The organism is Mesorhizobium sp. M0626 (assembly GCF_040320665.1).
GTDB lineage: Bacteria > Pseudomonadota > Alphaproteobacteria > Rhizobiales > Rhizobiaceae > Mesorhizobium.
In genome coordinates this window covers 1-24,079 of record NZ_JAMYQD010000039.1, presented here as the reverse complement: position 1 = coordinate 24,079, position 24,079 = coordinate 1, and the positions used below count along the sequence as shown (strand labels likewise).

21 protein-coding genes and 3 pseudogenes are annotated in these 24,079 nt (G+C 57.2%); 3 read left to right on the top strand and 21 right to left on the bottom strand.

Annotated features, from left to right (window positions below):
- Nucleotides 1–104 precede the first annotated feature (104 nt).
- The 5 genes from NKI37_RS31125 to NKI37_RS31105 form a co-directional block, all read right to left on the bottom strand.
- On the bottom strand, nt 105–1,262 hold the full coding sequence (locus NKI37_RS31125) for an ABC transporter permease (RefSeq protein ID WP_352791510.1): 1,158 nt from the start codon (nt 1,260–1,262) through the stop codon (nt 105–107).
- Between the two features lie 12 nt (nt 1,263–1,274).
- Complete coding sequence (locus tag NKI37_RS31120) at nt 1,275–2,312, bottom strand: ABC transporter permease (RefSeq protein ID WP_352791512.1); 1,038 nt, start codon at nt 2,310–2,312, stop codon at nt 1,275–1,277.
- A 396-nt stretch (nt 2,313–2,708) separates the two neighbouring features.
- Nucleotides 2,709–3,962 carry a M24 family metallopeptidase gene (locus NKI37_RS31115; protein WP_031200524.1) on the bottom strand — a complete coding sequence of 418 codons (1,254 nt, stop codon included), beginning with the start codon at nt 3,960–3,962 and terminating at the stop codon, nt 2,709–2,711.
- 1 nt (nt 3,963) lies between these two features.
- The gene (locus NKI37_RS31110) at nt 3,964–5,604 is read right to left on the bottom strand and encodes an ABC transporter substrate-binding protein (protein ID WP_352791516.1); all 1,641 of its coding nucleotides are present in this window, start codon (nt 5,602–5,604) and stop codon (nt 3,964–3,966) included.
- A gap of 59 nt (nt 5,605–5,663) precedes the next feature.
- Entirely contained in the window at nt 5,664–6,884 is a 1,221-nt protein-coding gene (locus NKI37_RS31105) for a M24 family metallopeptidase (protein ID WP_352791518.1), read from the bottom strand.
- Between the two features lie 60 nt (nt 6,885–6,944).
- Between NKI37_RS31105 and NKI37_RS31100 the strand changes: the two genes are divergently transcribed.
- Both NKI37_RS31100 and NKI37_RS31095 read left to right on the top strand, forming a co-directional pair.
- Nucleotides 6,945–7,538, top strand: coding sequence for a TetR/AcrR family transcriptional regulator (locus NKI37_RS31100; protein WP_023724247.1), 594 nt, complete (start codon nt 6,945–6,947; stop codon nt 7,536–7,538).
- 543 nt (nt 7,539–8,081) lie between these two features.
- Entirely contained in the window at nt 8,082–9,386 is a 1,305-nt protein-coding gene (locus tag NKI37_RS31095; protein ID WP_352791520.1) for a M24 family metallopeptidase, read from the top strand.
- An 80-nt stretch (nt 9,387–9,466) separates the two neighbouring features.
- On the opposite strand, the gene NKI37_RS31090 is transcribed toward NKI37_RS31095, so the two are convergent.
- From NKI37_RS31090 to NKI37_RS31015, 16 genes and pseudogenes are all read right to left on the bottom strand, one after another.
- The gene (locus NKI37_RS31090) at nt 9,467–9,577 is read right to left on the bottom strand and encodes an ATP-binding cassette domain-containing protein (RefSeq protein ID WP_084626300.1); all 111 of its coding nucleotides are present in this window, start codon (nt 9,575–9,577) and stop codon (nt 9,467–9,469) included.
- 44 nt (nt 9,578–9,621) lie between these two features.
- Nucleotides 9,622–9,840, bottom strand: coding sequence for an ATP-binding cassette domain-containing protein (locus NKI37_RS31085; protein WP_352791522.1), 219 nt, complete (start codon nt 9,838–9,840; stop codon nt 9,622–9,624).
- Between the two features lie 177 nt (nt 9,841–10,017).
- A pseudogene (locus NKI37_RS32040) lies at nt 10,018–10,495 on the bottom strand (FAD-dependent oxidoreductase); the annotation flags it as partial.
- Nucleotides 10,496–10,657: 162 nt separating this feature from the next.
- Nucleotides 10,658–11,349 (bottom strand): annotated as a pseudogene (locus tag NKI37_RS31075) (IS6 family transposase).
- 177 nt (nt 11,350–11,526) lie between these two features.
- Nucleotides 11,527–12,213, bottom strand: coding sequence for a response regulator (locus NKI37_RS31070; RefSeq protein WP_023679590.1), 687 nt, complete (start codon nt 12,211–12,213; stop codon nt 11,527–11,529).
- Nucleotides 12,214–12,937: 724 nt separating this feature from the next.
- A complete protein-coding gene (virB11, locus tag NKI37_RS31065) occupies nt 12,938–13,978 on the bottom strand; it encodes a P-type DNA transfer ATPase VirB11 (RefSeq protein WP_023673699.1) in 1,041 nt (346 codons plus the stop codon).
- A complete protein-coding gene (gene virB10, locus NKI37_RS31060) occupies nt 13,962–15,101 on the bottom strand; it encodes a type IV secretion system protein VirB10 (protein WP_352791524.1) in 1,140 nt (379 codons plus the stop codon). The genes virB11 and virB10 overlap by 17 nt, the downstream gene beginning before the upstream one ends.
- Complete coding sequence (locus tag NKI37_RS31055; protein WP_023673701.1) at nt 15,094–15,978, bottom strand: TrbG/VirB9 family P-type conjugative transfer protein; 885 nt, start codon at nt 15,976–15,978, stop codon at nt 15,094–15,096. The genes virB10 and NKI37_RS31055 overlap by 8 nt, the downstream gene beginning before the upstream one ends.
- Entirely contained in the window at nt 15,975–16,688 is a 714-nt protein-coding gene (locus NKI37_RS31050) for a type IV secretion system protein VirB8 (RefSeq protein WP_023685154.1), read from the bottom strand. The genes NKI37_RS31055 and NKI37_RS31050 overlap by 4 nt, the downstream gene beginning before the upstream one ends.
- Nucleotides 16,685–16,843 carry a type IV secretion system lipoprotein VirB7 gene (locus NKI37_RS31045; protein WP_081731114.1) on the bottom strand — a complete coding sequence of 53 codons (159 nt, stop codon included), beginning with the start codon at nt 16,841–16,843 and terminating at the stop codon, nt 16,685–16,687. The genes NKI37_RS31050 and NKI37_RS31045 overlap by 4 nt, the downstream gene beginning before the upstream one ends.
- Before the next feature lie 27 nt (nt 16,844–16,870).
- The gene (locus NKI37_RS31040; RefSeq protein ID WP_023762840.1) at nt 16,871–17,758 is read right to left on the bottom strand and encodes a type IV secretion system protein; all 888 of its coding nucleotides are present in this window, start codon (nt 17,756–17,758) and stop codon (nt 16,871–16,873) included.
- Nucleotides 17,759–17,816: 58 nt separating this feature from the next.
- Nucleotides 17,817–18,500 carry a TrbJ/VirB5 family protein gene (locus tag NKI37_RS31035; protein ID WP_023673704.1) on the bottom strand — a complete coding sequence of 228 codons (684 nt, stop codon included), beginning with the start codon at nt 18,498–18,500 and terminating at the stop codon, nt 17,817–17,819.
- A 13-nt stretch (nt 18,501–18,513) separates the two neighbouring features.
- A complete protein-coding gene (gene virB4 / locus NKI37_RS31030; protein WP_352791526.1) occupies nt 18,514–20,883 on the bottom strand; it encodes a type IV secretion/conjugal transfer ATPase VirB4 in 2,370 nt (789 codons plus the stop codon).
- Entirely contained in the window at nt 20,883–21,209 is a 327-nt protein-coding gene (locus tag NKI37_RS31025) for a type IV secretion system protein VirB3 (protein ID WP_023679584.1), read from the bottom strand. Before NKI37_RS31025 ends, virB4 begins: the two co-directional genes overlap by 1 nt.
- Nucleotides 21,209–21,514: a pilin major subunit VirB2 gene (virB2, locus tag NKI37_RS31020; RefSeq protein WP_023673707.1), complete on the bottom strand. Its 306-nt coding sequence runs from the start codon at nt 21,512–21,514 to the stop codon at nt 21,209–21,211. Before virB2 ends, NKI37_RS31025 begins: the two co-directional genes overlap by 1 nt.
- Before the next feature lie 74 nt (nt 21,515–21,588).
- On the bottom strand, nt 21,589–22,374 hold the full coding sequence (locus tag NKI37_RS31015) for a type IV secretion system lytic transglycosylase VirB1 (protein ID WP_023724798.1): 786 nt from the start codon (nt 22,372–22,374) through the stop codon (nt 21,589–21,591).
- Between the two features lie 1,267 nt (nt 22,375–23,641).
- Here NKI37_RS31015 and virG point away from each other — a divergent pair.
- A pseudogene (gene virG, locus NKI37_RS31010) lies at nt 23,642–24,079 on the top strand (two-component system response regulator VirG); the annotation flags it as partial.

The window sequence follows — 24,079 nt, the reverse complement described above, 5'->3', positions numbered from 1 at the left end:
ATGATCGGCGCAGCGCTTGGCCCAAGGGTCGGGTTGCCGGGATTTCGAACTGCCTCATTCATGGGTCGCTCCAATCCTATTTTCATGCTCGCGGGACCCGCAGATCAGTCTTTCATCGATTGTTCGCGCAGCGAGTCGGCAAGCAGGTTCAAGCCCAGCACGAACGACATCAGCGCGATTGTCGGCGGCAGCGCCGGGTGGATGAACGAGCGCAGCAGGCGGCTGGCGTCCTTGATCGCGGTGCCCCAATCCGGGCTCTCCGGCGCCAGGCCCAGCCCGAAATAGCCGAGCGTGCCGAGCAGGATCGTGGTGTAGCCGATGCGCAGGCAGGCATCGACGATCAGCGGTCCGCGCGCATTGGGCAGGATCTCCCACAGCATGATGTACCAAGGCGATTCACCGCGCGTCTGCGCCGCCGCCACATAGTCGCGCGTCTTGATGTCCATCACCAGGCCGCGCACGATGCGGAACACGCCGGGGCTGGAAGCAAACACCACCGCCACGAAGATGTTGAGCTGGTTGGGATCGATGTGGATAATCTTGAACGGATCGGCATCGAAGACCAGGCCAGCATAGACCCAGCCGCCGATGATCAGCGTCAGCCCGAGCAATATATAGAGCCGGTCCGGCCGGTTCTTGTAGCGGGTCCAGAACAGCACCGAAAAGAAGATGATCGGGAACAGGAAGAACAGCCCGGCCATGGCGTATGGGATCGGCGTATCCATGATGCCCGGCGTCACCAGCAGGTAAAACAGCAGGATCACCGGGAAGGCCAGCACCAGATTGGCCAGGAAGGACAGTACAGTGTCGATCCGGCCGCCATAGTAGCCGGCGGGCAGACCGAGCGTAATGCCGACCATCAGCGCGAAACCCGTCGCCGCCGGTGCGATGATCAGCACGATCTGGCTGCCATAGACCATGCGCGAAAAGACATCGCGGGCGAGCTTGTCGCCGCCGAAATAGTAGATGAGTTTCGATACCGGCTCGAGCGCGCCCGGAAGCGCATCCTTCATGATCGGCACCTGGGCGAGCGGATCGAGGGGCGCGACGGTCGACGCGAAGATTGCCGTGAACAGCCAGAACAGGCAGATGCCGACACCGACTATCCCCACACCGCTGTCGAACAACTGGCCGTAGATGCCGAGCTTTTTCTTGTAGAACAAGCTCAAGCCGAGCACGACGGCTAGCGCTGCCCAAACCGGCCATAAGCGGGCGATGACGCCTGCGAAGACCTGGCAATCGCCTGTATATTCAATCCCCATCCCCGGCGTCTCCTACTGCATCCTGATGCGCGGATTGAGATAAGCATAGCCGATGTCGGAGATCAGTTGAGTCAACAGCACTATGAAGACCGATACTAGTGAGCAGGCAAGAAGGAGGTCGATGTCGTTGTTGCTCGCCGCCTCGACGAGCGTGTAGCCGAAGCCCTGATAGCGGAACATCACCTCAACGATGACGACGCCCGTAAGCAGCCAGGGAAATTGCAGCATGATGACGGTGAAGGGCGCAATCAGCGCATTGCGCAGCGCGTGCTTGACGACGACGCTGCCGAAGGAAAGCCCCTTCAGCCGTGCGGTTCGAATATACTGCTGCGTCATCACCTCGACCATGGAGGCCCGCGTCATGCGCGCAATGTAGCCGGTGCCGTAGATCCCCATGGTCATCACCGGCAGCGCGAAATTGTAGAAGGTCACCCCCTGGGTCGCCGTGCTCGCGGCCGACCCGTTAAGCCAACCGAGCCAGGAGGCGAACACCACGGTGAAGATGATTCCGGAGACATATTCCGGGGTCGCGGTGGTCGTTATCGAGACGATGGAAAGGCCCCGATCCAGGCGCGAACCCTCGCGCATTCCTGCCAGAATACCTATCAGCAGCGACACCGGCACCATGGTCGCCATCACCCAGAGCATCAGGATCCCGGTGGCGCTCAGCGCGGGAAACAGCTTGTCCGCGACCTTCATGCGGAACTTGGTCGAGCAGCCGAAATCGCCCTGAAGGACGCCCGAATAGGCTGGCTTCGCAGCTTCCTTGCAGAAGGAGAAGCGCGGCACGACCTCGCCCGTTTCGGGATGGTTGTTCTGCCGCTTCGGCCAGATGCCGATCCACTGCGCATAGCGCTCCAGGATCGGTTCGCGGTAGCCATTGCGCGCCAACCAGCTTTCCAGATGCCCGGCGCTGGCGCGCATCTCGGTCTGGCTGATCGCCAGCTTTTTCAGATTAGGCTCAAGGTTGACGAGGTAAAATACTGCCACCGTCAAGCACAGCATTGTCAGGGCCATGACCCCGAGACGGCGCAGGATGAAATTCTGCACGGCATCCTCCCTTTTCGTGCCTCAGTTTGGCGCTAGCTCGCACTGCGCATACGTCGGCGATTGCCAGCCCGCTGGCACTCACGCATAGAGTGCGTCTTCATAAGGAATCCAGCATCACCGTTGCTGTTGCTTCGATCTCTCGATTCAACTCGCGCACGAACGCAGGATCATTGGGATCGATCGAGATGCTGGCGCCTATCAGCCCATTTCTCTGGGCACTTGTCGAAACCGAAGCGGCCCTGCCAAAATGTGATCACCACGTCGCACTACGACGCGAGTGCTCGAATGCGTTCCGTACCTCGGCGCCTTTTTGAAGCAAGATCTACTCGGACTGAGAGGGTTCTCGCAAAAGACGGTCTTTGTGGCGCGGCTTCAGGAGGTTGAGCGCCTTGCAGCCTACCAATGATCATCCTCGAACGGGTAGTGCGAAAGCAGCTCGATACCAGACTTCGTAATCAGGACTTGCTGTTCAAGCTTCACGCCTTCGCGACCTCCGACAGCTCCTATGTAACTTTCGACGCACACGACCATGTTCTCTTCAAAAAAGCCTTCATATCCGGCCGCCTCCCAATCTTGCAGATAGTAGACCACTGGGTATTCGACACCCAGTCCGGCCCCATGGATCAGTTCAGCATAGCGATTGGGGACGTAGATTCCGGGCATTTTCCAGGCAGTTTCTGAGAACTCGCGAAAGCTTACGCCCGGCCTCAGCAGCGCCATATTGTATTCAAGCTGCTCGCGCGCCAATCCATAGATGGTGCGCTGCTCGTTTGTGGGTTTGTTATCTCCGACAATCCATGCTCGCGAGATATCAACGAAGATGCCGTGCCGACCGATCAGGTCCGTATCGAACGTCATGAAATCGCCGGCTTCCATGACCCGATCCGAGGTCTCTTGAAGCCAAGGATTGGTGCGGGGTCCTGAGGTTAGGAGCCGTGTTTCCATGTACTCTCCGCCATGCGCGATATTCTCGCGCGAGAGCGCGGCGAGCATATCGGACTCGCGCCTGCCCGGCGCCATGGATTTTCTCATGTTCCCCACCGCCACTTCGCCCGCTGCTACGGCATCACGGATTGCATTGATTTCTTCGCCCGATTTTATGGACCGCGCGCGTTCGAGATAGGGCTTGGCATCGACGACAGGGATGCCAAGCCGCTGGAGTGCCTCAAACGGAAGGATGTCCATGCGGTCGATTGCCAGACGCCCACGCTTCCCGGCCTGATGGGTGAAGAGGGCGGCCACTTCATCGGCCCACCGGCCAGCTTGCTCTTCGGACCTCTCGCCAGCCGCAAAGAAGTCCCATGACGTGGCTGGGCGGATTTCGTCGATCGTTTCTAGGTGCTCGGAAAGATGCTCGCAGCGACTATAGTCAAACAATACTACGGGGCCTGATGTGGACACAAACGCGTACCGGCATGCGTTGTGCATTGTCCACACCTGCATGTTGCGGCTACCGGTTGCGTAGCGAACGTTGATCGGATCGAACAGGATCGCAGCACCCACATCCGCGGATTCAAGGATACCCCTTAGTCGTTTGAGCCTGTAAGTGCGGATCGCTCTTTCGTCCGCAGGTGTAAGCGCGTGTTGGGCCAAACGAGTAGCGTCTCGTTGGGCGAGGTTCGTCTCGATTTCGAGAGAGACCCTACTCATATCATGCATCAATCCACACCTTCCCGAAATCGTGCTGGGCAGTGGGATGCCGGCCATGGTTTTTCACCGTGGCTCGGGCATGGCTGTAGACCTTGCACCAGTAAGGTTGGATGATGATCCCGGAGTCCTGCAGTATTTTCTCAATATCCTTCATCACCGATTGCCGCTGGCCCGCATCGGCAATCGAAAGCGCCTGCGTGAGCTTTCGGTCGAACTCAGGGTCCGACCATGCGGTCTCATTCCACGCTTCCCCTGTTCTGTAGGCGAGGGCCAACGTCTGGACGCCGAGCGGACGCATGTTCCAAAGCGTCATAGAGAGAGGGTATTTAGTCCAGTCGTTCCAGAAGGTCGAGCCTGGCAGAACCGTGCGCTTGACCTTGATGCCAGCCTCGCGAAGCTGCGCGGCGATCGCATCGCCGGTGTTCTTGTGCCAGTCCTCGTCGACCGTGATCAGGTCGTGCTCGAAATCCGCCTGCCCGGCTTCGGCCATCAGAGCCTTGGCCTTCTCCATGTCGCGGGCGACCTTGGGCAACTTGGCATATTCGGGATGGATCGGGCAGACATGATGGTTTTCGGCTACCGATCCGGCATTGTTATAGCCAAGCTGAAGTACGGAATTGTTGTCGACCGCGTGTTGCAAGGCGGTTCGCACGCGCTGATCGTCATAGGGCTTTTGTAACACGTTGGTGCGAGCCACCAATGTTCTGGCCGTAAGCACTTCCGAGGTAACCAGTCCAAGTTTCTCAAAAATTGGTACAAAGTCGGGCGAGGTATCGAAGTTGGCGTCGATTTCATCGCTTTCGAACGCGCTCGTGACCGCAGAAAGGTCCGTGCCGTAGTCGATGAACTCGATCATATCCAGATACGAATCGCCGTTCCACCACCTGCCATCTTCTCGACGCTTGAGAACGGCACGGTCGCCGACGTTCCATTCCACAAGCTCAAAGGGACCAGTACCGATTGGCTTCGATACGAAGTCTCTTCCGGTCTGGTCGAAGCTTCTGTGGACGATAAGAGCCGTGTACTCGGCCATACCAGCAATGATGGTGATATCAGGCGAGCCCAGCTTGAGACGCAGCGTGTGTTCGTCCAGCCGTTCAATCGCTCCGTTGCGCAACTTTCCGGCCTTGCCGTCAATGAGCGAAGCCATATTGCCGGCCATTGCATTGCCTTCTATTGATTTGTCGCACCATCGCGTAATATTAAATATTACATCATCGACCGTGAATTCGTCGCCGTTGTTCCATTTGACGCCCTTGCGTACATGTAGAACATACTCAGTTGCATCGTCATTCACTTCCCAGGACTCAAGGAGATACGGCTTGAAGACAAAATCACGCGTGTATTGGACGAGAGGTTCGATCACTTGGCGCTGGACATTGCTGATCTCGGACCAGTCGGAACTTACCGGGTCCTTGGATGGCTTGATCGACATTGCCACCCGGAGAACGCCTCCCTTCTTCGGTTCTTGCGCCAGCGCCGGAGCGGGCAGCGCGAGCTCTAGCATACCGTATGCGCCAGCCAAAGAAGCACCGAATGTGCTTGCTACCGCGAGGAACTCTCGTCGGTCGATGCCAGCGCTTAGACCGAGCGCGGCGATGTTTTCAGGGAAATTGTCACTTCCACTCCGAGACAAAGTCATGATCGATTCTCCTCCCGTTCATTCTCAAACCAGATTTGCTGCGGTCGAATAGACGGCCTTTAGGCTAAGCATCGTTCATCGAAGGGAGTCCTGCTGAGCAGTTCACAACCATCCGACGTGATTACAAGTTGCTCCTCTAACTTGACCCCCACAGTTCCGCCTGCCTTTCCCGCGTAGGCTTCTGCGCAAATGACCATGCCCGGCTGCAGGAGCATCTCCGGATAGGGCATGCGCTCAATTTCGTCTCGCTGACAAAGGAGCGGGAACTCGATCTGCACACCGGCACCATGGCCGATCGCCTCCTGATGGTCGCGATACGGCTCTGGAATCAAAAAACACTGTTCGGCCAACTCACGAAAACTGATGCCGGGCCGGAAAACCTCGATGTTATGCTGCAGTGTGTCATAGGCGACGCGATAAGCTTCCCGCTGATCCGCGTTTGGCCGGTCGCCGCAAAGGAAGGCGCGAGAGATGTCGCCTACGTAGCCGAACGGGCCCACCATGTCGGTATCGAAGACAACGAGATCCCCGTCTTCGATCACCTTCTCGCTTGCTGTTTGATACCAGGGATTGGTGCGCTGCCCAGATGACAGGAGTTGCGTCTCGATCCATTCGCCGCCCTGTTCGATGTTGGTTTGATGCAGCACCGACCACAACTCCTGCTCAGTAACTCCTGGACGAATTTTTTCGCGGATCCGGCGGGCACCAAGATCGGCGACGTCTACTGCCGCCTGGAGACACTTTATCTCGTCGGCGCACTTAATGAGGCGAGCGCGGGCCATAAGCCCGTCTCCGTCGAATACTTGGATACCTCGGTTGGCTAATGCGAGACAGGCGGTAGGTACTAGACTGTCAACCGCAAGCCGCTGGCTGCCGCCGCACAACTCGGCAAGCAGGCCCATCATCTGGTCGCACCATTTCCCGATCCACTCGTCTTTGGCATTCAACCTGTAAAAGGTAGCAAGTGATATCGACGGTCGGATGTCCCCGACGAACGCGTAATCATCCGCGGACAGGGGACATGTATCCAGCCCATATTCAAACAGTATCGGCAGGCCCGTCGCAGGGACGAACGCGTACCGAACAGGCGTATAAAAGGTCCAGATGAGATTGGCATTCGAGATGTCCGTCGCGTAACGGATGTTCTGCGGTTCGAACAGCAAGGCAGCGCCGAAGTCATTCTCCTGCAACTGCGCCTGAATGCGGGATAGGCGATAGCGTCGTAGCTCGTTAAAATCTATTGAATGCGAAGCGGTTTCCTTGATTGACGCTTTGTTCACGGCCGATCCTGTGCGATAGAGGTTAGGAACCAGAGGAAGTAGAGTGATCGCTCTACCATTATGATGCGAAATACGAAAGTCAAGATCGCTTCGGCGGCAAATCAACTTTTTTCTCAGCGTGGTTTTGCCGAGCCCGGAGTCGAAGCAATTCGCAAGGCGGCGGATGTCAGCATCCGGACACTGTACAAGCACTTCCCTTCCAGGGAGGACATGGTCGTGGGGGCATTAGCGTTTCGCCATTTTGAGTATTTGGCTCACTTGCGCGACGGCATGCCGTCCGAACCCGGTGAGCGCGCAATCATTCATTTTTTTGATCGGGTCGGAGATTGGATGGCGCACACCGCTGTTCGTGGGTGTCTCTTCGTGCAGGCCGTTGCATCGCACCCGGACAGCGTCGCGATCCAGCGAGAGGTTCAAAGGAACAAGCAGGAAGTAAGACTTGAAATCGCGTCCCGGCTTCCCGCCGACCGTCAATCACTTCTTACCTCACTGTTTCTCCTCCACGAGGGCACGACCGCGGCTGCCACAAGTCTAGGCTCAAAGGACGCATGCACACATGCTGTTCAGGTCGTCAGGCATCTGTTCGCAACGGCTTCCGATCAGTCCACCGACACCGGGAACAGCCAAAGCAAGTCAGCCGTCGGCAAGTCTTAGGTATCCACCATCCGACAAGCGCTGCCTGCTTGGCTAGAGCGGTAACTTCTCTGGATGGGGACGGATTGTTCGCACCCGCCTGATCAAAAGATGCGAGGGATGGACGATTTTCCGCAGCAGCGATCTTGACTTTTGCGTTTCGCGTCATAAAAGTAGAGCGATAACTATACTCTTCGCGCAGGATCGGCCGTGAACAAGACAGCGCCAAAGAGGCGACGGCACGATCCAGCGATCCACGTGAACGAGGGATTGCCTCTCACGAATGAATCCCAATTTGCAGCAGAGTCATATTGGTGCTGCCACTTCTGGGTCGACATGACAACCAATGATCCCCAGTCCGTACAGAAGTTGTACAAAGAGGTTGAGGACAAGGACGCGCTATGCTCGACACATCGGTGCCGTCGGTGGCCGTCGCGGACTTGCTTATTTTGCTGGCGGGAATAACGGATCCTTGAGGCGGCAAGAGACTCCGAACACCAAACAACGCATGTTGCTTTCTGCTATCTGCCAAGTTTGCTACAAACAAGCGGCTGGAGATACATTATGCCGAATGAACCGGATATTGTCGAGGAGACGCTTCTGAGCTTCTTGCGGCGCAATGAGAGCTCTTCTGCCTACATTCTGGCGAAACGAACGCCTGGCATTGCGCTCGAAGACACCCGAACGCAAGTAGATCTCGCCAAACTTCGCCGTTACCGACTTGACCGTCTCCAGAGTCAGCTCAAGAAGGCAGATTGTGCCGCGGCCCTACTAAATGACCCCATCAATGTCCGATACGCCACAGGAACGCGCAACATGGCCGTGTGGCTATTGCACAACCAAGGTCGTTACTGCTTCGTTCCAGCGGAAGGAGACGTTACTCTCTTTGAATACCCTAGCATGAATTGCCTCCCTATGGCACGCGGGATCGAGGTCATTGGAGACATTCGCCCGGCGAAAGCTTGGTCGTATTTCTTCGCGGGAGAACATCAAGAAGACAACTGCAGGGCATGGGCCGATGAAATAGTGAAGCTATTTCGAACCATTGCTGGTGAAAACAAGAGGCTGGCTGTCGATCGCCTCGATCCGCTCGGCACCAATGCGCTGGAAGCCCGGCGCCTTTCCCTCTCAGAGGGACAGGCCCTTTGCGAGAAGGCAAGATCGATAAAGTCTCCGGAAGAGATCACGTGCATGACCATCGCAATGTCCGCCTGTGAGATTGGTATGGCCCGAATGCGGGAGGCTCTCAAACCAGGCATATCAGAAAACCAGCTTTGGGCATTGCTGCATCACGCTAATATCGAGTTCGGCGGCGAATGGATCGAAACAAGACTCCTTAGTTCGGGCGGGCGCACCAATCCGTGGTTTCAGGAAGCAAGCGACCGCCTCATTAGGCCTGGAGACCTCGTCAGTTTTGACACGGACATGATCGGCCCCTTCGGCTACTGTTGTGACGTCTCACGAACTTTTTTCTGTGGGCCGGGACAACCCACTGAAGAACAACGGCGCCTATACAGCCTCGCAATGGAACAAATACATTACAATCTGCGACTGATAGTCCCAGGCACCGCATTTCGCGAGATTGGTGAGAAGGCATGGAAGGTTCCTCAGCGCTACAGCACGCAAAGATATGCAAGTATTGCGCACGGCGTCGGCCTCAGCGATGAATGGCCGGTGATCTCCCATCGTGACTCGGGCCGGGCGGTTCAGGAGGGAGTGCTCTTGCCAGGGATGACCATCTGCTTGGAAAGCTACATTGGGGAGGCCGACGGCGCTGAAGGTGTAAAGCTAGAGCAGCAAATCCTAGTGACGGAAAACGGACACCAATTGCTCAGTACATTCCCCTTTGAAGACGCGCTTTGCACATGAGCAGTTCTTCGGGTGATCGTCCACAAGACCGAAGACAACTTCCTCATCTGCTACATCGACCAGTCTCGTCGAGGAGCAAGTTACCTGGGCTGCATCGCCAAGGCACGCGCAAGCGCCCGGCGCTGCTGTTGCCCGCCGGAAAGCTGGCTCGGGTAGGCATTTGCTTTGGTGTGTAGGCCGAAGTGAGCCAACTACTGAACAGCGAGTGAGGCGGCCTCCTTCTTCGGCAACGCTACTATCCTGGGTGCCAGCGCAACATTTTCGAGCTGTTAGATGAGGAAATGCATTGTATTGCTGAAAGACAATACCGATGTCTGTCGAAGCTTGTTGAGGTCGGTTTTGGGTCGTTTACCTGAGTACCATCAACTCTGATACTGCCCGCTTGGATAAGCTCTAGCCCGTTTATGCATTGCAACAGCGTGGATTTGCCTGAGCCGCTTGCACCATAAGACATACGACGCTACCATTCTCAACTGTAAGGCTTATACTTGTCAGTACCTAGAGTATGCCAAAGTGCTTGGTTAGGTTGTATACTTCGATCATCGCCGCAACCTTCCTTCGAAGTGATCTACCCCGGCAGTTAAAATGACGTAAGTCCAATACCTGCGTGAAGCTCTGGTTCAACTCGAGTACGCGTCCAGTCTACGAGGGGTTTGATGCGATCGTGGCGAATATCACGGTTCATTCCGTTGAACTCCGCCGTGCTAGCGACACGGAAGCGTCCGTCACCAAGGTGGCTCGTCACGATCTTGGCGCGGTCGTCTAACAGGCTTACCCATGGTGCGCCATGATGACACTGCTTTCATCTTCGAGATGAACGGTGATGGAATAACCCTTGACCGGATAGATATTGACACGGTCACCTAGCATCGCCGCGAATTGACGGCTTAGCCAATCCCGCGCAGCCTACAACGCCATCAGCCTCCACGATCGTGCGGTCTTGTTCTCCGCCCGCCCGACCAACGGTGCAGCCATGCGGAACATGCCGCTCCGCGTTATAGATTCGATATTTGCGTCAAACAAGAACTGGGCGCCGCGCTTGCTGGCACGCCTTCGCCAGGCCCACTGAATTTGTGGATATCTCCTGTAGAATCCGACGGGGTGTAGAGGCAGCCGTACAAATCGCTGTGAACGGCCGGCTTGATGCACCTTGCTTCCGACCGCGTCGTTGCTCTTATGGGTGCTGCATGCATAATATTCCTGAGAGGTTTCCAGCAGGTTCTGTCGCAAACCGGGAAATGGGGTTGTGAACGGCCATTTCGGCCTGTCCGTCAGGCAGCGAGGATATCGAATTGCTCAGCGATCGACAGACTGGGATTGTAGGCATAACTCGCCTGTCGCTTGCGCATCATGTGGATCATCTCGATGCCGGAGAGGATAACCACGGCGCTCGCATCGACTCGAAGCAGAGCATGGATCGAATGCGGCGCTTGATACGCCGGTGATCCTGTTCGATCCGATTGTTGAGATGCCGGCTATTGCGGAGCGGATCGGCTTCAGCGGTCGCCGCGATCGCTGCCGCAGCTGGCTTTCAGCGTCGCAGGAAAGGATTGCTTCGTAATTGGTCTGGCTGCCGTCGATGACGATGCGCTCCGGCCGGCCATGGCGCGTCAGCGCCTTGCGGAGGAAGCGTTGGGCCGCCACCAGGTCGCGGTTTCGCTAAAGAAGAACTCGACCGTGTCGCCGAGGATGTCGATAGCGCGGTAGAGATACATCCATGGCCGCGGACCTTGATGTACGTCTGGTCCATATGCCACTTGCTGCCGACCACACGCTTGCGCCGGTTGAAGCGCTCCAGCAGCTCGGCGAGAAGTGGGCGACCCAGCGATGCACAGTGGAGTGGTCGACCTTCAACGCGTTCGGCCATCATCTCTTCCAGATCGCGCAGGCTCAGAGTGTAGGCCAGGTACCAACGCACGCACAGCAGGATCACCGACTGGTCCAAATGGCGGCCCTTTAACATCACGTGCTCCTCCACAGCTGAGGCGTTTTTCTTGCCATGCTCGCTTACAAAAAGGTTTGCGACAGAGCCGTTCGAACCGCATGCAGACACCATCGTCAAGGGCGGCCGCGATGTCCATTATGGCCACAAGCTCGACCTGACGACGGGCAGGCAGTCTGTTCTTTCAATTTAGGCCAACTATGCGGATGCCGCCTCAGTCAATTCAAGAATGTAACCAATGCCGCGCATGGTCGTGATACGTGGCGTTGCACCTGACCTACTCAGGTGTCCACGTAAGCGATAGATTCCGACTTCAAGCGCGTTGGCAGATACCTCGTCGTTGAACGAATAGAGGTGATCTTCCAACTGCGCACGAGGCACGATGCGGCCTGCACGGATAAGCAGATGCTCTAAAATACATAGTTCGCGGCGTGCGATCTTCAGAGGATGACCCGAGACCGAGACCTGTCGGCCGATCGGATCGAAATTGAGATTGCCAAATACAACGATGGGGTCGGTCACCTGTGTCGACCGGCGCAGAATGGCTCTCATTCTGGCGATGAGCTCATCGAAAGAGACGGGCTTGAGCAGAAAGTCGTCCGCGCCACCGTTGAAAATTGCAATCCGCTTCTCGAGATCGTTGATGCTACTCATAATGAGGGTTGGAACTGAATGCCCGTTGCTCCTTAGCTGTCTCAGCCAGCCCAAGCCATCGCCATCTGGCAGAGCCAACTCCAGCAGGAGAATTTCATAGGTTGCGCAACAAAATGCCCTCGACGCCTGTTCCAGGTTGCCAACTACATCAACGGCAAAACCGCTATCCCCGAGCGCAACTCGCACAGCGCGCGTAAGATCCACATGATGATCAATGAGCAGCGTTCGCATTTCACGTCCTATCAAGGTCGGACAGGTCACCGTCCGCTGTAAGACCGGGGCGACAGCGGAAGTCGCGCAACTCTTCGTAGTGTTCGTAACGCTCTTTCCGATGGGTGATCGCGGGAGCATGCAAGCCGCACGCCTGCAATAGTCGGGGATGGAACACGTGAAGACCTGTTGACGGGCTGAAACCGTCGGTCGGCGGGCCCACAATGCCACCGACTCTGCCTGCGATTTCTCTGCGCATCGATCCTCCTATGGGTTGCGTCGCAACATCCAGCTGAGGTCGCAAGGGCAGGTTGCGGCTTTGTTCATTGAGAGGACCCCCTGGAGCCAATACCAGGAGGATTCCCTATATGGCACTTCCCGATTTACCACCGGTCATTCCGAACCACGTTCGGCGGCTTTGAACACACTCATTGAGCGCGGCTAGGTAAATCAAAGGTACGACCTGCCGGGTTTGGATGCCGCTTTTGAAGCAGGCATCGGCACCAGCTCGGTGAGCGTCGCCCGCGCAATTCAGCGGACGCGCTCGATACACCCAGTCGAATCGTGCCGCGACTTGCCGCGCCGACAGGGCGCCCGAAGACTTCAGACTTGTGACCGAAGGTCTACGCCCAGTCCTCCTCCCATTATCCACCTCCTTCAAATCAAAGTGGACGTTCAATCTGAACAAATTACGCCATCGTATCACAAACGACTTACCGATCCCCGACGTGCTCTAGCTCTAGCCTTAGTGCTTGTTAAGAAGGTCGGCTACTGTCTCTCCGCGTCGCCGGGCATCGGCGGCGAGCCACACCTCCCCCACCTCATACACGTCGCCGTGGGTACTGAACGGCACAATGACGTCAATGGCAGCCGACAGCAGGTCAAGAAGCGTGTGGTCTTCCACAGCAGCTCCTTGCGGGCTGCTCTTGACGAGTGAAAAGAGCTTTTTAAAGCCTTGGACCGGATCCGCCCCATGAATCGTTGATATTGATCCCGCATGGCCGGAGACGACTTCGCTAAGGTAGGCCCAAGCAGCATCATCGCGCATCTCGCCAAGCAATATTCGATCAGGGCGCATGCGCAAGCTGGCTTGCAACAGTTGCTCGGCTGTCACCGCACCTACGCTTGCTCGGTCCTTCGGATAAAGTAACCGGACATGGTTCTCGTGCGGGATTGCAAGTTCGAGCGTGTCCTCGATACTTATCAGCCTCTCTTGCGGGGGTATAGCGTTGATCAAAGTCTTGCTCATTGTCGTTTTGCCGCTTCCAGTAGGTCCGCAAAGCAGCATCGTGAGCCGCCCGCAAACGCATGCTCGCAAAAATTGCTCCAAGTCACCATGGTCGTAGTGCTGAAGAATCGTTTCGTCCTGCCGCTCTTGGCGCTCCTTTCGTGACCGCCATTGATTCCAACGCGAGTATTCGTAGCGAGAAGAAACTTCCTTGAGTTCGGTCACACGACTTGAGGGACGCCGTATCGTCAGGCTTATTGTTCCTGAGGGAACAGCGGGCGGCAAACAGATCTGCAGCCGCTCTCCGTTCGGCAGCTCAGTCGCACAGAGGGGGCTTTGCGGTCCGACATCTTGCTTGCGCAGCGCTCCAGCGAGGATCGCGATGTCCTCCAGATCGTCATAAGATAGCGGCAGCGGATGTTTCGTGAAAACGCCGGCCTGTCGGACAAAGGCTTCCCCAGGCCGGTTGATAGCGACCTCTTCGGTCCTTGGCTCCTCAAGCCATTTCAAAACAGGGTTGAGAAGCAAACGCAATTGAGGGTCAGCCTCCGGTCGCATTGTTGTCTCTCCGGCGTTGGCGATGTTGGGGGGCTGGCGCCACGGCGATCGGTCTAAGATCGTATACATCTGAGAAATCGAGGTCCCGAGCCACAAAGATGGATACAGCATCTCCCTGGTTTTTCTTCAGAGTTGGCGGAACGTTGATCGTTGCTCTAAGGGTCGTGTCAACGGCTTGTCCGGCGTTGCTCTGGAAGCTGTTGATGCCGCTTCCTCCACCTGAGCTGCCAGCGTATTGACCGGCGGCCTGAAACGCGCCTTGAATGACGCTCATGAGCATTGCTCCGCCAAAGCGCTGCCAGAAGTGATTATCCACCGTGCCAGGCATTCCGGAGCGGCCGAGCTCGTCAGCGCCCGGCGACGCTAGCGAAACGACGGCATGGTCAGGCGTTTCGATGCGCGTCCACAGCACGAAGACACGCGCATCCCCCTGTTGGAGACCACGCTGGATCTCGCCAATCACGGTCGTCCCGCGATCCAAAAGCACCACGTTGTTGGTGGCGCCGCGGACGTCTTTAGGTAAGACGCACTTCACATAACCCGGTAAATTTGTGTCGACTGCCGTTTGCAAAATGCAGGGAATTATCGTTCCTTGGGTAATCACGAGATCAGGGTGCGGCAAAAGTGTGGCCCGGCTTGGCTCCTGTATATCTGGTTTCAATCGCCCCGTCAGATCGCCAGCGTCTGAAATCTCATGCGAGGTCGCGGGAGCATCCCTATGGTTGTCTTCGCTCCGCTGACCGTCGTTGGGCATTTGACCGCTGCCACTGTAGGCGAAAATTGGTGTTTCCTCCGGCGGCGGATCAGCTGGCGCCGAAGGCGGCGTGGATGGCGCAGAATCTCCTGCCTGCGCCGCCTGTACGGGTGCTGGAGCTTCGGGAGCAATCTCAATCGGCACGGGGCGGAATGGCTCGGCGTCGGCGACAATTGGAGGTTTTGGCTGAGTTGGCTCGTCTTGTGTGCTGGGACGACCGCCGAGCCAGATGAGCGATAGAGATGAGATGAGAACAAGAGCAGCGACGGCCAACTTCTGCAATCCCGAAACATGCCGGCGGGCCGGCTCCGAGACCATCGATCCTGAGGCATGGACATCATGTCCCGACTGTGGGCCGGTTTCATTCATCGGCCGGGCCTTTCAAAACGCGCCACACGTCGGGTGTCACTGTACCGGTCCCTGGCGCTCGTCCCACAGGGTCATAAGCCCTGTTGAAAATGGACAAGACCGTATTGCCATCTCTCAGACGCCATTCCCGGGCGACTGCGGATACTTCAACATAGTCTCCTTTGACCGTGTAATTGGCAGCGGCTTCCTTGCCGTCGGGATTGATAATGTAGAGGGAGGGTATGCGGGAATTGCTTGCGAAGCCAAATACGGTGGTAAAGCCATTATCGAAAACTTCCAGCGGCGCCAGCGATCGATCGCCCTTTGCGACGTAGTGAAAATTGCTTTCGTCCGGACTGGTAGTTGCGGCGGGCCGATTCAACAAATCCTGAACTCTCTCGTCGCGCAGCACTTTCGCCCGGGCCTGACCAAGAATCGAGCGCCTTTCTGCGTCCTTTCTCTGAGCAGCAGCCTCATCAGCAGGATAGGTGAACTGCACACTGTAGTATAGGTCAGGTTGCTGCTCATCGAGTTTTGGCATCGCTCTCGTTGAAATACTGAAGACGTATCTCCGTGTACCCGACTCACTCTCGGCCAGCACGACGACCGGCTGCGGCGGGAGCATCCGGCTAGCCTTAAAGAAGAGATAGTTGGCGCGCGGGAGCGCAGCCAGGTCTTTGCTATTGGAAACGGCCACGGCTGCGACTGTCTCGTTGGCCGCGAATGTGACAACCAGCGTTGCCCCCACTGCGGTAGACAGGCGCACCACTTCGTCAGGACGGTAAGCCAGGTAGCGCATGCGCGCATCATGCTTGCCGGCAAGTGGTGTGTCTTCCGCTGACGCTTCCATCGTTAAGAAGAGTGAACAGACCAGCGCGAGAAACGCTCTTTTTGTCATGGCTGCACATAGCCCAGGTTCGATACGCTATCTTCCGAGCTTTGATAGGAAGTGACGAGTAGACCTCCCGGATTGGTGAGCCTCGATTGCCCAGGCAGACCCGTCAAGCGCTCGTAGCGGATGGTAGCTGTCCAGGTGGTCACTATCGGCATCTGCCCATCGACAACAAGCGAACGTTTGTAACGGATCTGTTGAACGTCCGGACTGATGTCGTTTGAAGAAATATGCCCGACCTCGAGCTTGCCGCGTTTGCCGACCGTGACTTGCGGCGAGGTGGGATTCGGATAGTTGAAGAAATCTTGATATTGCTGTCGCACAGCCGGCGCGCTGAAACTGGATACGAGGTCATAGGCGTATTGGGCTGTATCTGCTGTGTACCCCTCGCGCAGGCGTACATATTCCCACAGCGAAGCATTTATGACGGCTCGGTCTTGGGTTGCCGGCAGTCGAGAGACTGACACTTCGCTGTCGACGGTCCCATCCGGCCGGACCCAGAGGAACACAGGTACGAGCTTGGCCAACGGGACCATGGCAGCAATGGTAAATGCCTGGGCAACATTTCCTAGGACCGCCGCTGCGGCAAAGGCTATCAGGGCCTTTGACAGGCGCCGCGCAGACTTCGCTCGTGAAGTTTGAAACGCTTCCACCTTCTTATAGTGGGCGGCTAGCGTTTCTCTCTCCACCAGAAGGGCATGTTCAGGAACTTTCACTTTGGCTCTTCCGCGCATTCGACCTGAAGATCCTCAGGGGTGGTTTCCCATTGTCCCACGTTCAGTTGGAATGGGGCACCCGCGCATGTCGCAAGCCCATGGCTCGTCTTGCAGGCGGCCAAAGCGAGGATTGACAGAAGTAGGCAATATTTCATGTTTTTGGCACCGAGCTTGTCGATTGATTAACCACCCGCCGTTTTGGCAAAGTGGCGATTGAGGCTGTTAAGAGGTCGGTTCGCACCTCCCCAAGAGCCGCCGGCGATGCTGCTGGCGATCGTCGGAAGCGCGACGATCAGAGCGTCACCAGCTAGGAAAAGCATGTCGAGCTCGTAAAGCCCGATGATCTTGGCTGCTGTCGTGCCCGAGAATTTGATCATCAAAAGCATGGCTGCCAGCGAGACTGCTTCGGCAGCGATTACTATCGTTGCAACGATGTTGAGGAGGAGAAGCAGCAGCCCGTACGAGAGCAGTTGGCCGATCCATCTGGTGGCTATGTCTCGAGTGTGATCAAAAAGGTAGCCTACAAGGACCAGGGGGCCGATCGTCAAGAGCACCTTCGTCAGAATTCCAACGGCATCGTAGATCTCGAACGCTGTCCACAGCGCGCCGTAGAAAATCCATTGCGCTCCCTCGAAAGCAAGTATGTCCTGGCCGTTCATAGGCCCAATTTCGGAAGCAATCAGCTGAAAGACATACTGGCTTGAAGCAAACATGAGATCGAGCTTCTGGGGGATTCCGATGAAGGGCAAGTCGCTGCCACTGATGTCGTGAGCCAACCTCGGAATCGTGTCGTCGAAGAGCGCTTCAATGTACTGCTGATAGTTGGCCTGCCCTAAGATAAGGGCGACGACAATCGACACCATGATTACGCGCGAGATACCCCCGCGCGCATCGACTTGACCACGCATGACCAGACAGCCTTGGATTATTATCCAGAGCGTGACACACGCAACCAGAGGCGCACTGACCGCCGCTTGGACGTTTTCAAGCACTTTGTGCAGCCCGGACGTGAAGGCCCCATGAAAGATCGTGTGTATAGTCGTGAATGGCGCGGGAATTTTGAAATTCATGGCGTGAGCCTGATGTGTCCCTGATCAGCGCAGCTGAGCCTGATGAACTCTGTGTGGTTTACGGGAGGATGCTAAACATATTAGCGGTGTCCTGATGTTCGCGACGCTGCGTGGCGGCCTCCTCCACGGCGTGAAGGCTCCCTTGTGCAGTGGCCATTGTCAGCAGACTCGTGGCCTGGACATTTTGGATCATCGCATCGTGAATCTGCTTGAGGACCAGACCGTTGGTCACGGTGGCCTGCATAATATTTCCCGAGCGGGAAAGCTGACCAAGCGTGCCGGCGTTATCCTTAAGGCGCTTGTCCATCATGCCCAAAGTGTCGGCTGCAATAGCTGCGGCATTGGCGGCCCCGGCGATTTGTCCCTGTAACAGTTTCGCTTCTGAATCGGTGCCGTTGACTATCCGATTTGGGTCCTTCGCTATGTTACGGGCCATAATCGAAGCTGGCGCCCGAGCATCAAACATCTGCTCCTCCAGCTTATTGCTCGACGGGTAGTGATTTCCTTGGTTCAGTGAGCTTAGCAGTCCCGTGACAGCGAATGACGACGTTAGAATTGTCACCATTTCAATCGTGGTAGCGAGCGTCTCGATTGACCTCTCAAGGATCGCCGCATTGGAAAGCGCTGTTAAGGTCGCTTGTGTTTCTGTTACAGGGTCGCTGACGATAAATTGCGAACGGGCCTGTCCGTGAAGCAGAAGGGAAGCAGCAAGGGTCGTTACTGCAAGTTTGGCAAATTTCATGAATATTCCTCCGTCAGTCTTGAACTTCGTGGTACCGGGCCATGAACTTGTCGAGCCACCCACTTGGGGCGTCTCCGTGCTGGTTACGAAGCTGGTCGGCAAAGCGCACTGTGTTGGCCCGCCCCGAGAGTACGGCTACGTACTCGCGCATCTGCCCAAGATCGAATTCGCAAACAATACTCCCGCTATCGCGCTTGAGCAAAAACTTGCGGCTGCCGATTGCCATTCCCTGGCGGATTGCCTCGAACTCCTGCGCAGTGCACTTCAAGCCATCGACATACGCAGAGCGGTCCGCCGTCGGTGATGGGTAGAAAATTTTCGTCATACATTGCGCAACGAGACTAGCTCCGAGAGGCGATTCCAGAACGTGTTCAGGCTGCTGCGTTGCGAGTATCAACATGCCGTTGTTTTTGCGGACCGTGAGCAAGAACTTGTCGATAACGGCCGAGAATTGGGGGTTGAGTAGATAGAATCGAAATTCGTCGCAGCTCATGACGAACCGACGACCATCGACGATAGCGCCCACTCGATGCAGAAGGTATGCGGCGGCCGGTGCACAGACCTCCTCATATTCCAGGAGCTGCGTCATGTCGAAGCCCGTAATGGAGGCATCCAGCCTTACTTCGTCCACGTCGCCGTCAAAGGCCCATCCAAGCGCCCCCCCTCTACACCACCGATGCAGCCGTGCTCCTGCGCCCTCGGAGGGGCTGTGCAATAGGAACTCGCGCAGGCCCGCAAGTGAGCGCATAGGGGGTTCGAACGAAAGCTGACGAACAATGCCGCGTTCCAGCCGACGGCTTTCCTCCGGCGAGATCGGACCACGGCCGTCACTCTCGATCAGGGCCATCAACCACTCGCGCAGAAAGTCCCGGGAGGCGGAGGTGTTGTCCAGTCCACGCAGAGGGGCCAAGCCGCTCGGAGCGCCTCTGCGCAACGCAAGATATGTCCCTCCCGTGGCTCGCACCAGCAGTTCACCACCCCGATCCTTGTCGAAGAAGACGATCGCACCATTGCGATCGACCAGGCTTTGCTCAAGCATCGCGAGGACAAAGGTCATCAGCGTCGTCTTGCCTTTGCCAACGGGCCCGAATATTGCCGTCATGCCGACGTCATTCTCATGGGGGATGTAGTCGAAAGAAGTTCCACCGTTTGTGCGAAAGCGCGCAACAGCATTGCCCCAGTGGCCGGAACTGGAACCGCTTGGGAAGTTCTCAAATGAGACGAGCCCGGCAAAATTGTGTGAGGTGATCGCCCCCGGGCGCGTGCGCCACCTGTTGTTCCCCGGAAGTTGGGACCAATATGCGGCCTCCATGCCGATGCCCTCTTGGACGATAACGGCGCCCGCGTCGGCCAGCCGTGCGCGGGCACTTGCTGCGCGATCTGCAAGGCTATTGAGGCTGTCGGCATAGACGCACAGGCTCAGATGATGCGAACCCATCACGAATTCGTTGCTTGCCAGTGCGTCCTCTGCCTCGGCAAGTTCATTGATCTGGGTGAGAGCCTTGTCGCCGGCACTCGTCATCTGGCTGGACTTAAGGCTTAGTTTGGCATGAGCTTGTGGGCGAGTGAGGAAGGAAAAGCTCTGGCTCAGGACAAGCGGGAAGTTGGCGGACAGCAAGGAATTTAGCATGCCCGGCCGCGTCGTCGCCGGATATTCACGGAACGAAAACAATGATCCGACGGAGCTATCCCCGGGCCTTCGAATCTCAAGCGCCCGCTTCCCGCATATGACCTGGTCAGTGTAGATCGAGGCGCCAAGTGAGCCGGTAACCATCGGAACCGGAAGAAACCGGCAAGTCATCATGAGCCGAAGCGCCTCGCCGATTTCCGTGAAGAGCACGTTGCCTTTCTCACGAATGCCCAACCGGCGCAGACCGTAACCGCCGAGTGCGCCAGCAGTGATGTGCCAGAGGTCTTCCAGGCTCCGCATTTGGGTGGCTAGATCGTGCTCATTCCGTCTGCGGGACTTGGCAATCCGCAAGCCGATCTTGCCGATTGCGGTGCGGGGGGACACGATCAAAGTGAGGAAGTGATCGTTGCGAAAGAGCTTTCCCGACAGCACACGACGCTCGTAGGCCTCGCTCAGACTGCCAGCGAATGCACTTTGAAACTGGCGCGGCGCCGGCGCCGGCACATCGTTGTGTCTCACAAGATGAGCGTATATCGAGACATTGTCATCGGCGATGTTGCGCAAGAGAGTGTTGAACGCGCGGCAGCGCGAGTTGCGCATCTCAGCGTCTTCCAAATCAAAGGGCACACCGTTCACATGTGCCATGGCCATGATCGATCCGTCTTCCAGAAGGACAACCTGATCGCTTACGTGACCAACATACGGAAGGTAGATCTCGCCAGACCTCTCGGTCCGGCCGCTGGCGCCGAACATTACACCATTCCTCTTCCGCGTTTCGGCACTCTGATCGGATTGGCGCTGACGCTTGCGCCTCCCCAGACCGGCCCGTCCACGCTTCTGCCGGCCGTCTGCAAATAGAGCAGCACGACGCTTGCCGCGTTATAGTCACGCTCAACAACCAGCCGTGCTCCGAACCAGAGTGGCGCGAGAACGATTTCGTAGAGCGGGTTCTGAAGGATAATGATAACAAGCCCAGCCAACATCATGAGCAATCCGGCCAGCGTCAGCGGCACCCCCAGAAACAGTGCGGGGCGCGTCGCCGCCACATAGAGGGTGCTCACTTCCAACCGGTCGCTCATCAGCCGCCGCCTATGAGCGCCTTGCCCAGGAAGCTGGCCCCGAACATGATGACGATCCCTCCAACGACACCCGCAACCAGGCCAAGTGAAGCACGACCGAACATCCAAGAGATACCGATGGCTACGAGCCCGAGCACGGCCAGTGATTGTCCAAAGGGGCCAAGTATGAACGTGCAGATATTCTGGACCATCTTGGCAGGATCCGTCCCTCCGGTCACCTGAGCCGCGGCTGGCCCGCTGTAGAAGACCGTCCACGCCGCGCCTGCAGCAGCGGCCGGTACATATTCAGCCGCCATGCGCAGCATGGAAAAAGGCGAAGGAACACGCGTTTTAAGCGCACGAAGTATCTTGAGTGGCGTCATCATTGCATCTCCATGTTTCAATCGAATACGAGTTTGTTCGGGTTCGCGGGTTCGCGTGCTTTCGCAGCCTGGCTGCCTGTCGGACCGGAGGGATCGGCCCCGGAGCGGTCTGGCTGATACGAGCCCCAGATGTCCCAAGAATCTTGGTTGGGCTGCTTCTTTCTATTGGCCTGTTGGCTCTGCTGGAGCAGAGGCGGCACGGCTTTCCGACCGGGCGCCTCAAGGTGCGGCACATCTCGAGCAGTCGGCTCCAGCGTTCGCTCAAGGAGACTTGAGATGTCCTTTGCGGCCGACTCGACCTTGCGTACATAACCGTTGGCGAAGCCACGCGTGACGTCGCCCGTGTTATAGGCCGAGATGGCACGGCGAAGCGCCAGTTGCTGTGCCACAGCAGTGGTGCCGCCGGCATACCGGCTTTCAAGCAGGTGGGCGGCAGCCGAAAGCGAGGCGCAGGGCTCGAAAGCCCTTTCCGGCGTAAGATTGAGCATGGCAAAGTTCTTGCTGTTTATCTGCATCAATCCAACATCGACAGAATGTTGTGCTTCGAGGCGTTCCTTGATGCCCCGCGTGGCTTCCAGGTGGTCTATCCAGCGAAGCTGCTCACCTGTGGTGTTGTCATGAGCCACCAGCGTGTCAAAGCCACTTTCAATCTTGGCAATCGCGGCGAGGGTGGACGGCGCAACCCAGGGAGCGCATTTGCGCGACAGGCTGCGGAACTCACGCGGAGAAAGTGGCGCGGGCTCGGCTGGGAGTGACATGGATGTCAACAGGACGACGGCCAGCGGCCAAGCTGCAATAAACATTCCCTATCACCTACCTTTCCAAGCCGCCGGACGGGTTCTGACCCTGTCCGGCACGCGCTTATCGGGGAGGTTTGTTACTGTGTGATGTTCAAGTTCAGCTTTTCGGTTTCAATTGAAGCAAAGACCGTGTTCGTATCAGCGTGGGTGAGCATCTTGCGCATGCGTGGGTGGCGCGGGCCCGATCAGCCAGCGACCGGAGCATCTTGGTACAATGACTCCCGTCCCGGCCGTCCGTTGCTCCTGGAGTGTGGGCCGCGACTTTGGCGTCATGGATGGTACTTCTGTCAGCGCCAAGCCAAGGACAAAATGGGGAGCTTGGCGGGCTTGTTCAGGCTCGGGATCACCGTGGGGAATCGACTAAGGCGATAAAGCGGCCCAACTTTGCCGGTATGCTGCCAGTCCTTAAAGAGCAGCCATGCGCGGCCCTGCACACTCAGATCATTGCTTGAGACGCGAGCTCGTCCGCGAAGCTGGCTCGAAGGCGCAAATCCGCGGCGGCGAGGGTCAACTGGGAAGACGTGGCCGCGCAGCCCATCCTGGTGCGATCCTCGTTCAGCTGTTCGGCCGCCCCGCCAAAGGGTGGATCATGCACAGTCCCATCGGCAGATAACCGCACGTCATTGACGGAGTCCGACGGCGCAATGGACAAGCATAGTGACACGCTCAAGATGGAGGAGTTGCAGTAACTGAGAAATGTTAGCCCGGACGTTCAACCGGCGACCTGCCGGTCGCCGAACAGCATTTGAGGCCGCCGGCCACCTTGGACGAAGCCGGCTTGGCAGGAGACACACTATTTTGCACAAGGCCGCTGAGCGAATCACGGTCTTCTTCCGCCGACCGCCTCTCCGATCAAGCCAAACGCCGCGCTGCTCAACCATGTCCGAGCTGGATCCACGAGCCGGAGGATATCGAGATGATCCAGGTCCGCAAACTCCAGGATGACCAGGATGCAAGGGCATAGCAGGAAACTTGGCATCCATGAGGTCGAACTTGAGTGATATTGGCAGGCCTGCACCAACGGGGGAGCTCGAAGCGAAAAAGCGAAGGACGACACGGCAGGGTCATGTCGGCGCTTGGACCTGTCTGGTGGCCACGGGCTGCCTTGGTGCGGTCAATTCGCTGGGGATGAAAAGAACAGGACGAGCACGGCCTCACATTGGCCGCACGCAACGGCGAGTGGTATCAAGGAGCAGCTGTTCTGGGTCGGTGCCCCAGGGTTGCTCGGCAACAGGTTTAGACAAGGGGATTCAAGATTGAAGGTGTGCCGTTGAAACATGTTCTTGTCATTGACGATGATGCCGCAATGCGGCGCCTCATCGCCGAGTATCTCACGATGCATGCCCTGAAGGTAACCGCAGTCCACGATAGCAAGCAGTTTGACTATGTTCTTTCACGTGAGCCAGTCGATCTCGTGGTTGTTGACCTTAACCTAGGCCGGGAGGATGGACTTGCGATCGTCCGCAATCTGGCGACAAAATCGGATGTTCCTATCATAGTGATCAGCGGTGACCGGCTTGATGAGGCGGAAAAAGTGGTTGCACTGGAGCTCGGCGCAACCGATTTCATTCCCAAGCCTTTCGGGATGCGCGAATTCCTGGCCCGCATTCGAGTAGCGCTACGCCAGCGCATTTCTAGTCCGCGAACCAGAGAGCAGCGCTCATTTCGCTTTGGGGCCTGGAAGCTCAGCGTGAAGCAGCGGCGACTG

Bases quoted from the DNA above. Each gene is read 5' to 3' on its own strand.
- NKI37_RS31125 (WP_352791510.1), bottom strand. From the start codon at position 1,262: ATGGGGATTGAATATACAGGCGATTGCCAGGTCTTCGCAGGCGTCATC.
- NKI37_RS31115 (WP_031200524.1), bottom strand. From the start codon at position 3,962: ATGAGTAGGGTCTCTCTCGAAATCGAGACGAACCTCGCCCAACGAGAC.
- NKI37_RS31110 (WP_352791516.1), bottom strand. From the start codon at position 5,604: ATGACTTTGTCTCGGAGTGGAAGTGACAATTTCCCTGAAAACATCGCC.
- NKI37_RS31100 (WP_023724247.1), top strand. From the start codon at position 6,945: ATGATGCGAAATACGAAAGTCAAGATCGCTTCGGCGGCAAATCAACTT.
- NKI37_RS31095 (WP_352791520.1), top strand. From the start codon at position 8,082: ATGCCGAATGAACCGGATATTGTCGAGGAGACGCTTCTGAGCTTCTTG.
- NKI37_RS31085 (WP_352791522.1), bottom strand. From the start codon at position 9,840: ATGTCTTATGGTGCAAGCGGCTCAGGCAAATCCACGCTGTTGCAATGC.
- NKI37_RS31070 (WP_023679590.1), bottom strand. From the start codon at position 12,213: ATGCGAACGCTGCTCATTGATCATCATGTGGATCTTACGCGCGCTGTG.
- virB11 (WP_023673699.1), bottom strand. From the start codon at position 13,978: ATGCGACCGGAGGCTGACCCTCAATTGCGTTTGCTTCTCAACCCTGTT.
- virB10 (WP_352791524.1), bottom strand. From the start codon at position 15,101: ATGAATGAAACCGGCCCACAGTCGGGACATGATGTCCATGCCTCAGGA.
- NKI37_RS31055 (WP_023673701.1), bottom strand. From the start codon at position 15,978: ATGACAAAAAGAGCGTTTCTCGCGCTGGTCTGTTCACTCTTCTTAACG.
- NKI37_RS31045 (WP_081731114.1), bottom strand. From the start codon at position 16,843: ATGAAATATTGCCTACTTCTGTCAATCCTCGCTTTGGCCGCCTGCAAG.
- NKI37_RS31040 (WP_023762840.1), bottom strand. From the start codon at position 17,758: ATGAATTTCAAAATTCCCGCGCCATTCACGACTATACACACGATCTTT.
- NKI37_RS31035 (WP_023673704.1), bottom strand. From the start codon at position 18,500: ATGAAATTTGCCAAACTTGCAGTAACGACCCTTGCTGCTTCCCTTCTG.
- virB4 (WP_352791526.1), bottom strand. From the start codon at position 20,883: ATGTTCGGCGCCAGCGGCCGGACCGAGAGGTCTGGCGAGATCTACCTT.
- NKI37_RS31025 (WP_023679584.1), bottom strand. From the start codon at position 21,209: ATGAGCGACCGGTTGGAAGTGAGCACCCTCTATGTGGCGGCGACGCGC.
- virB2 (WP_023673707.1), bottom strand. From the start codon at position 21,514: ATGCTGCGCATGGCGGCTGAATATGTACCGGCCGCTGCTGCAGGCGCG.
- NKI37_RS31015 (WP_023724798.1), bottom strand. From the start codon at position 22,374: ATGTTTATTGCAGCTTGGCCGCTGGCCGTCGTCCTGTTGACATCCATG.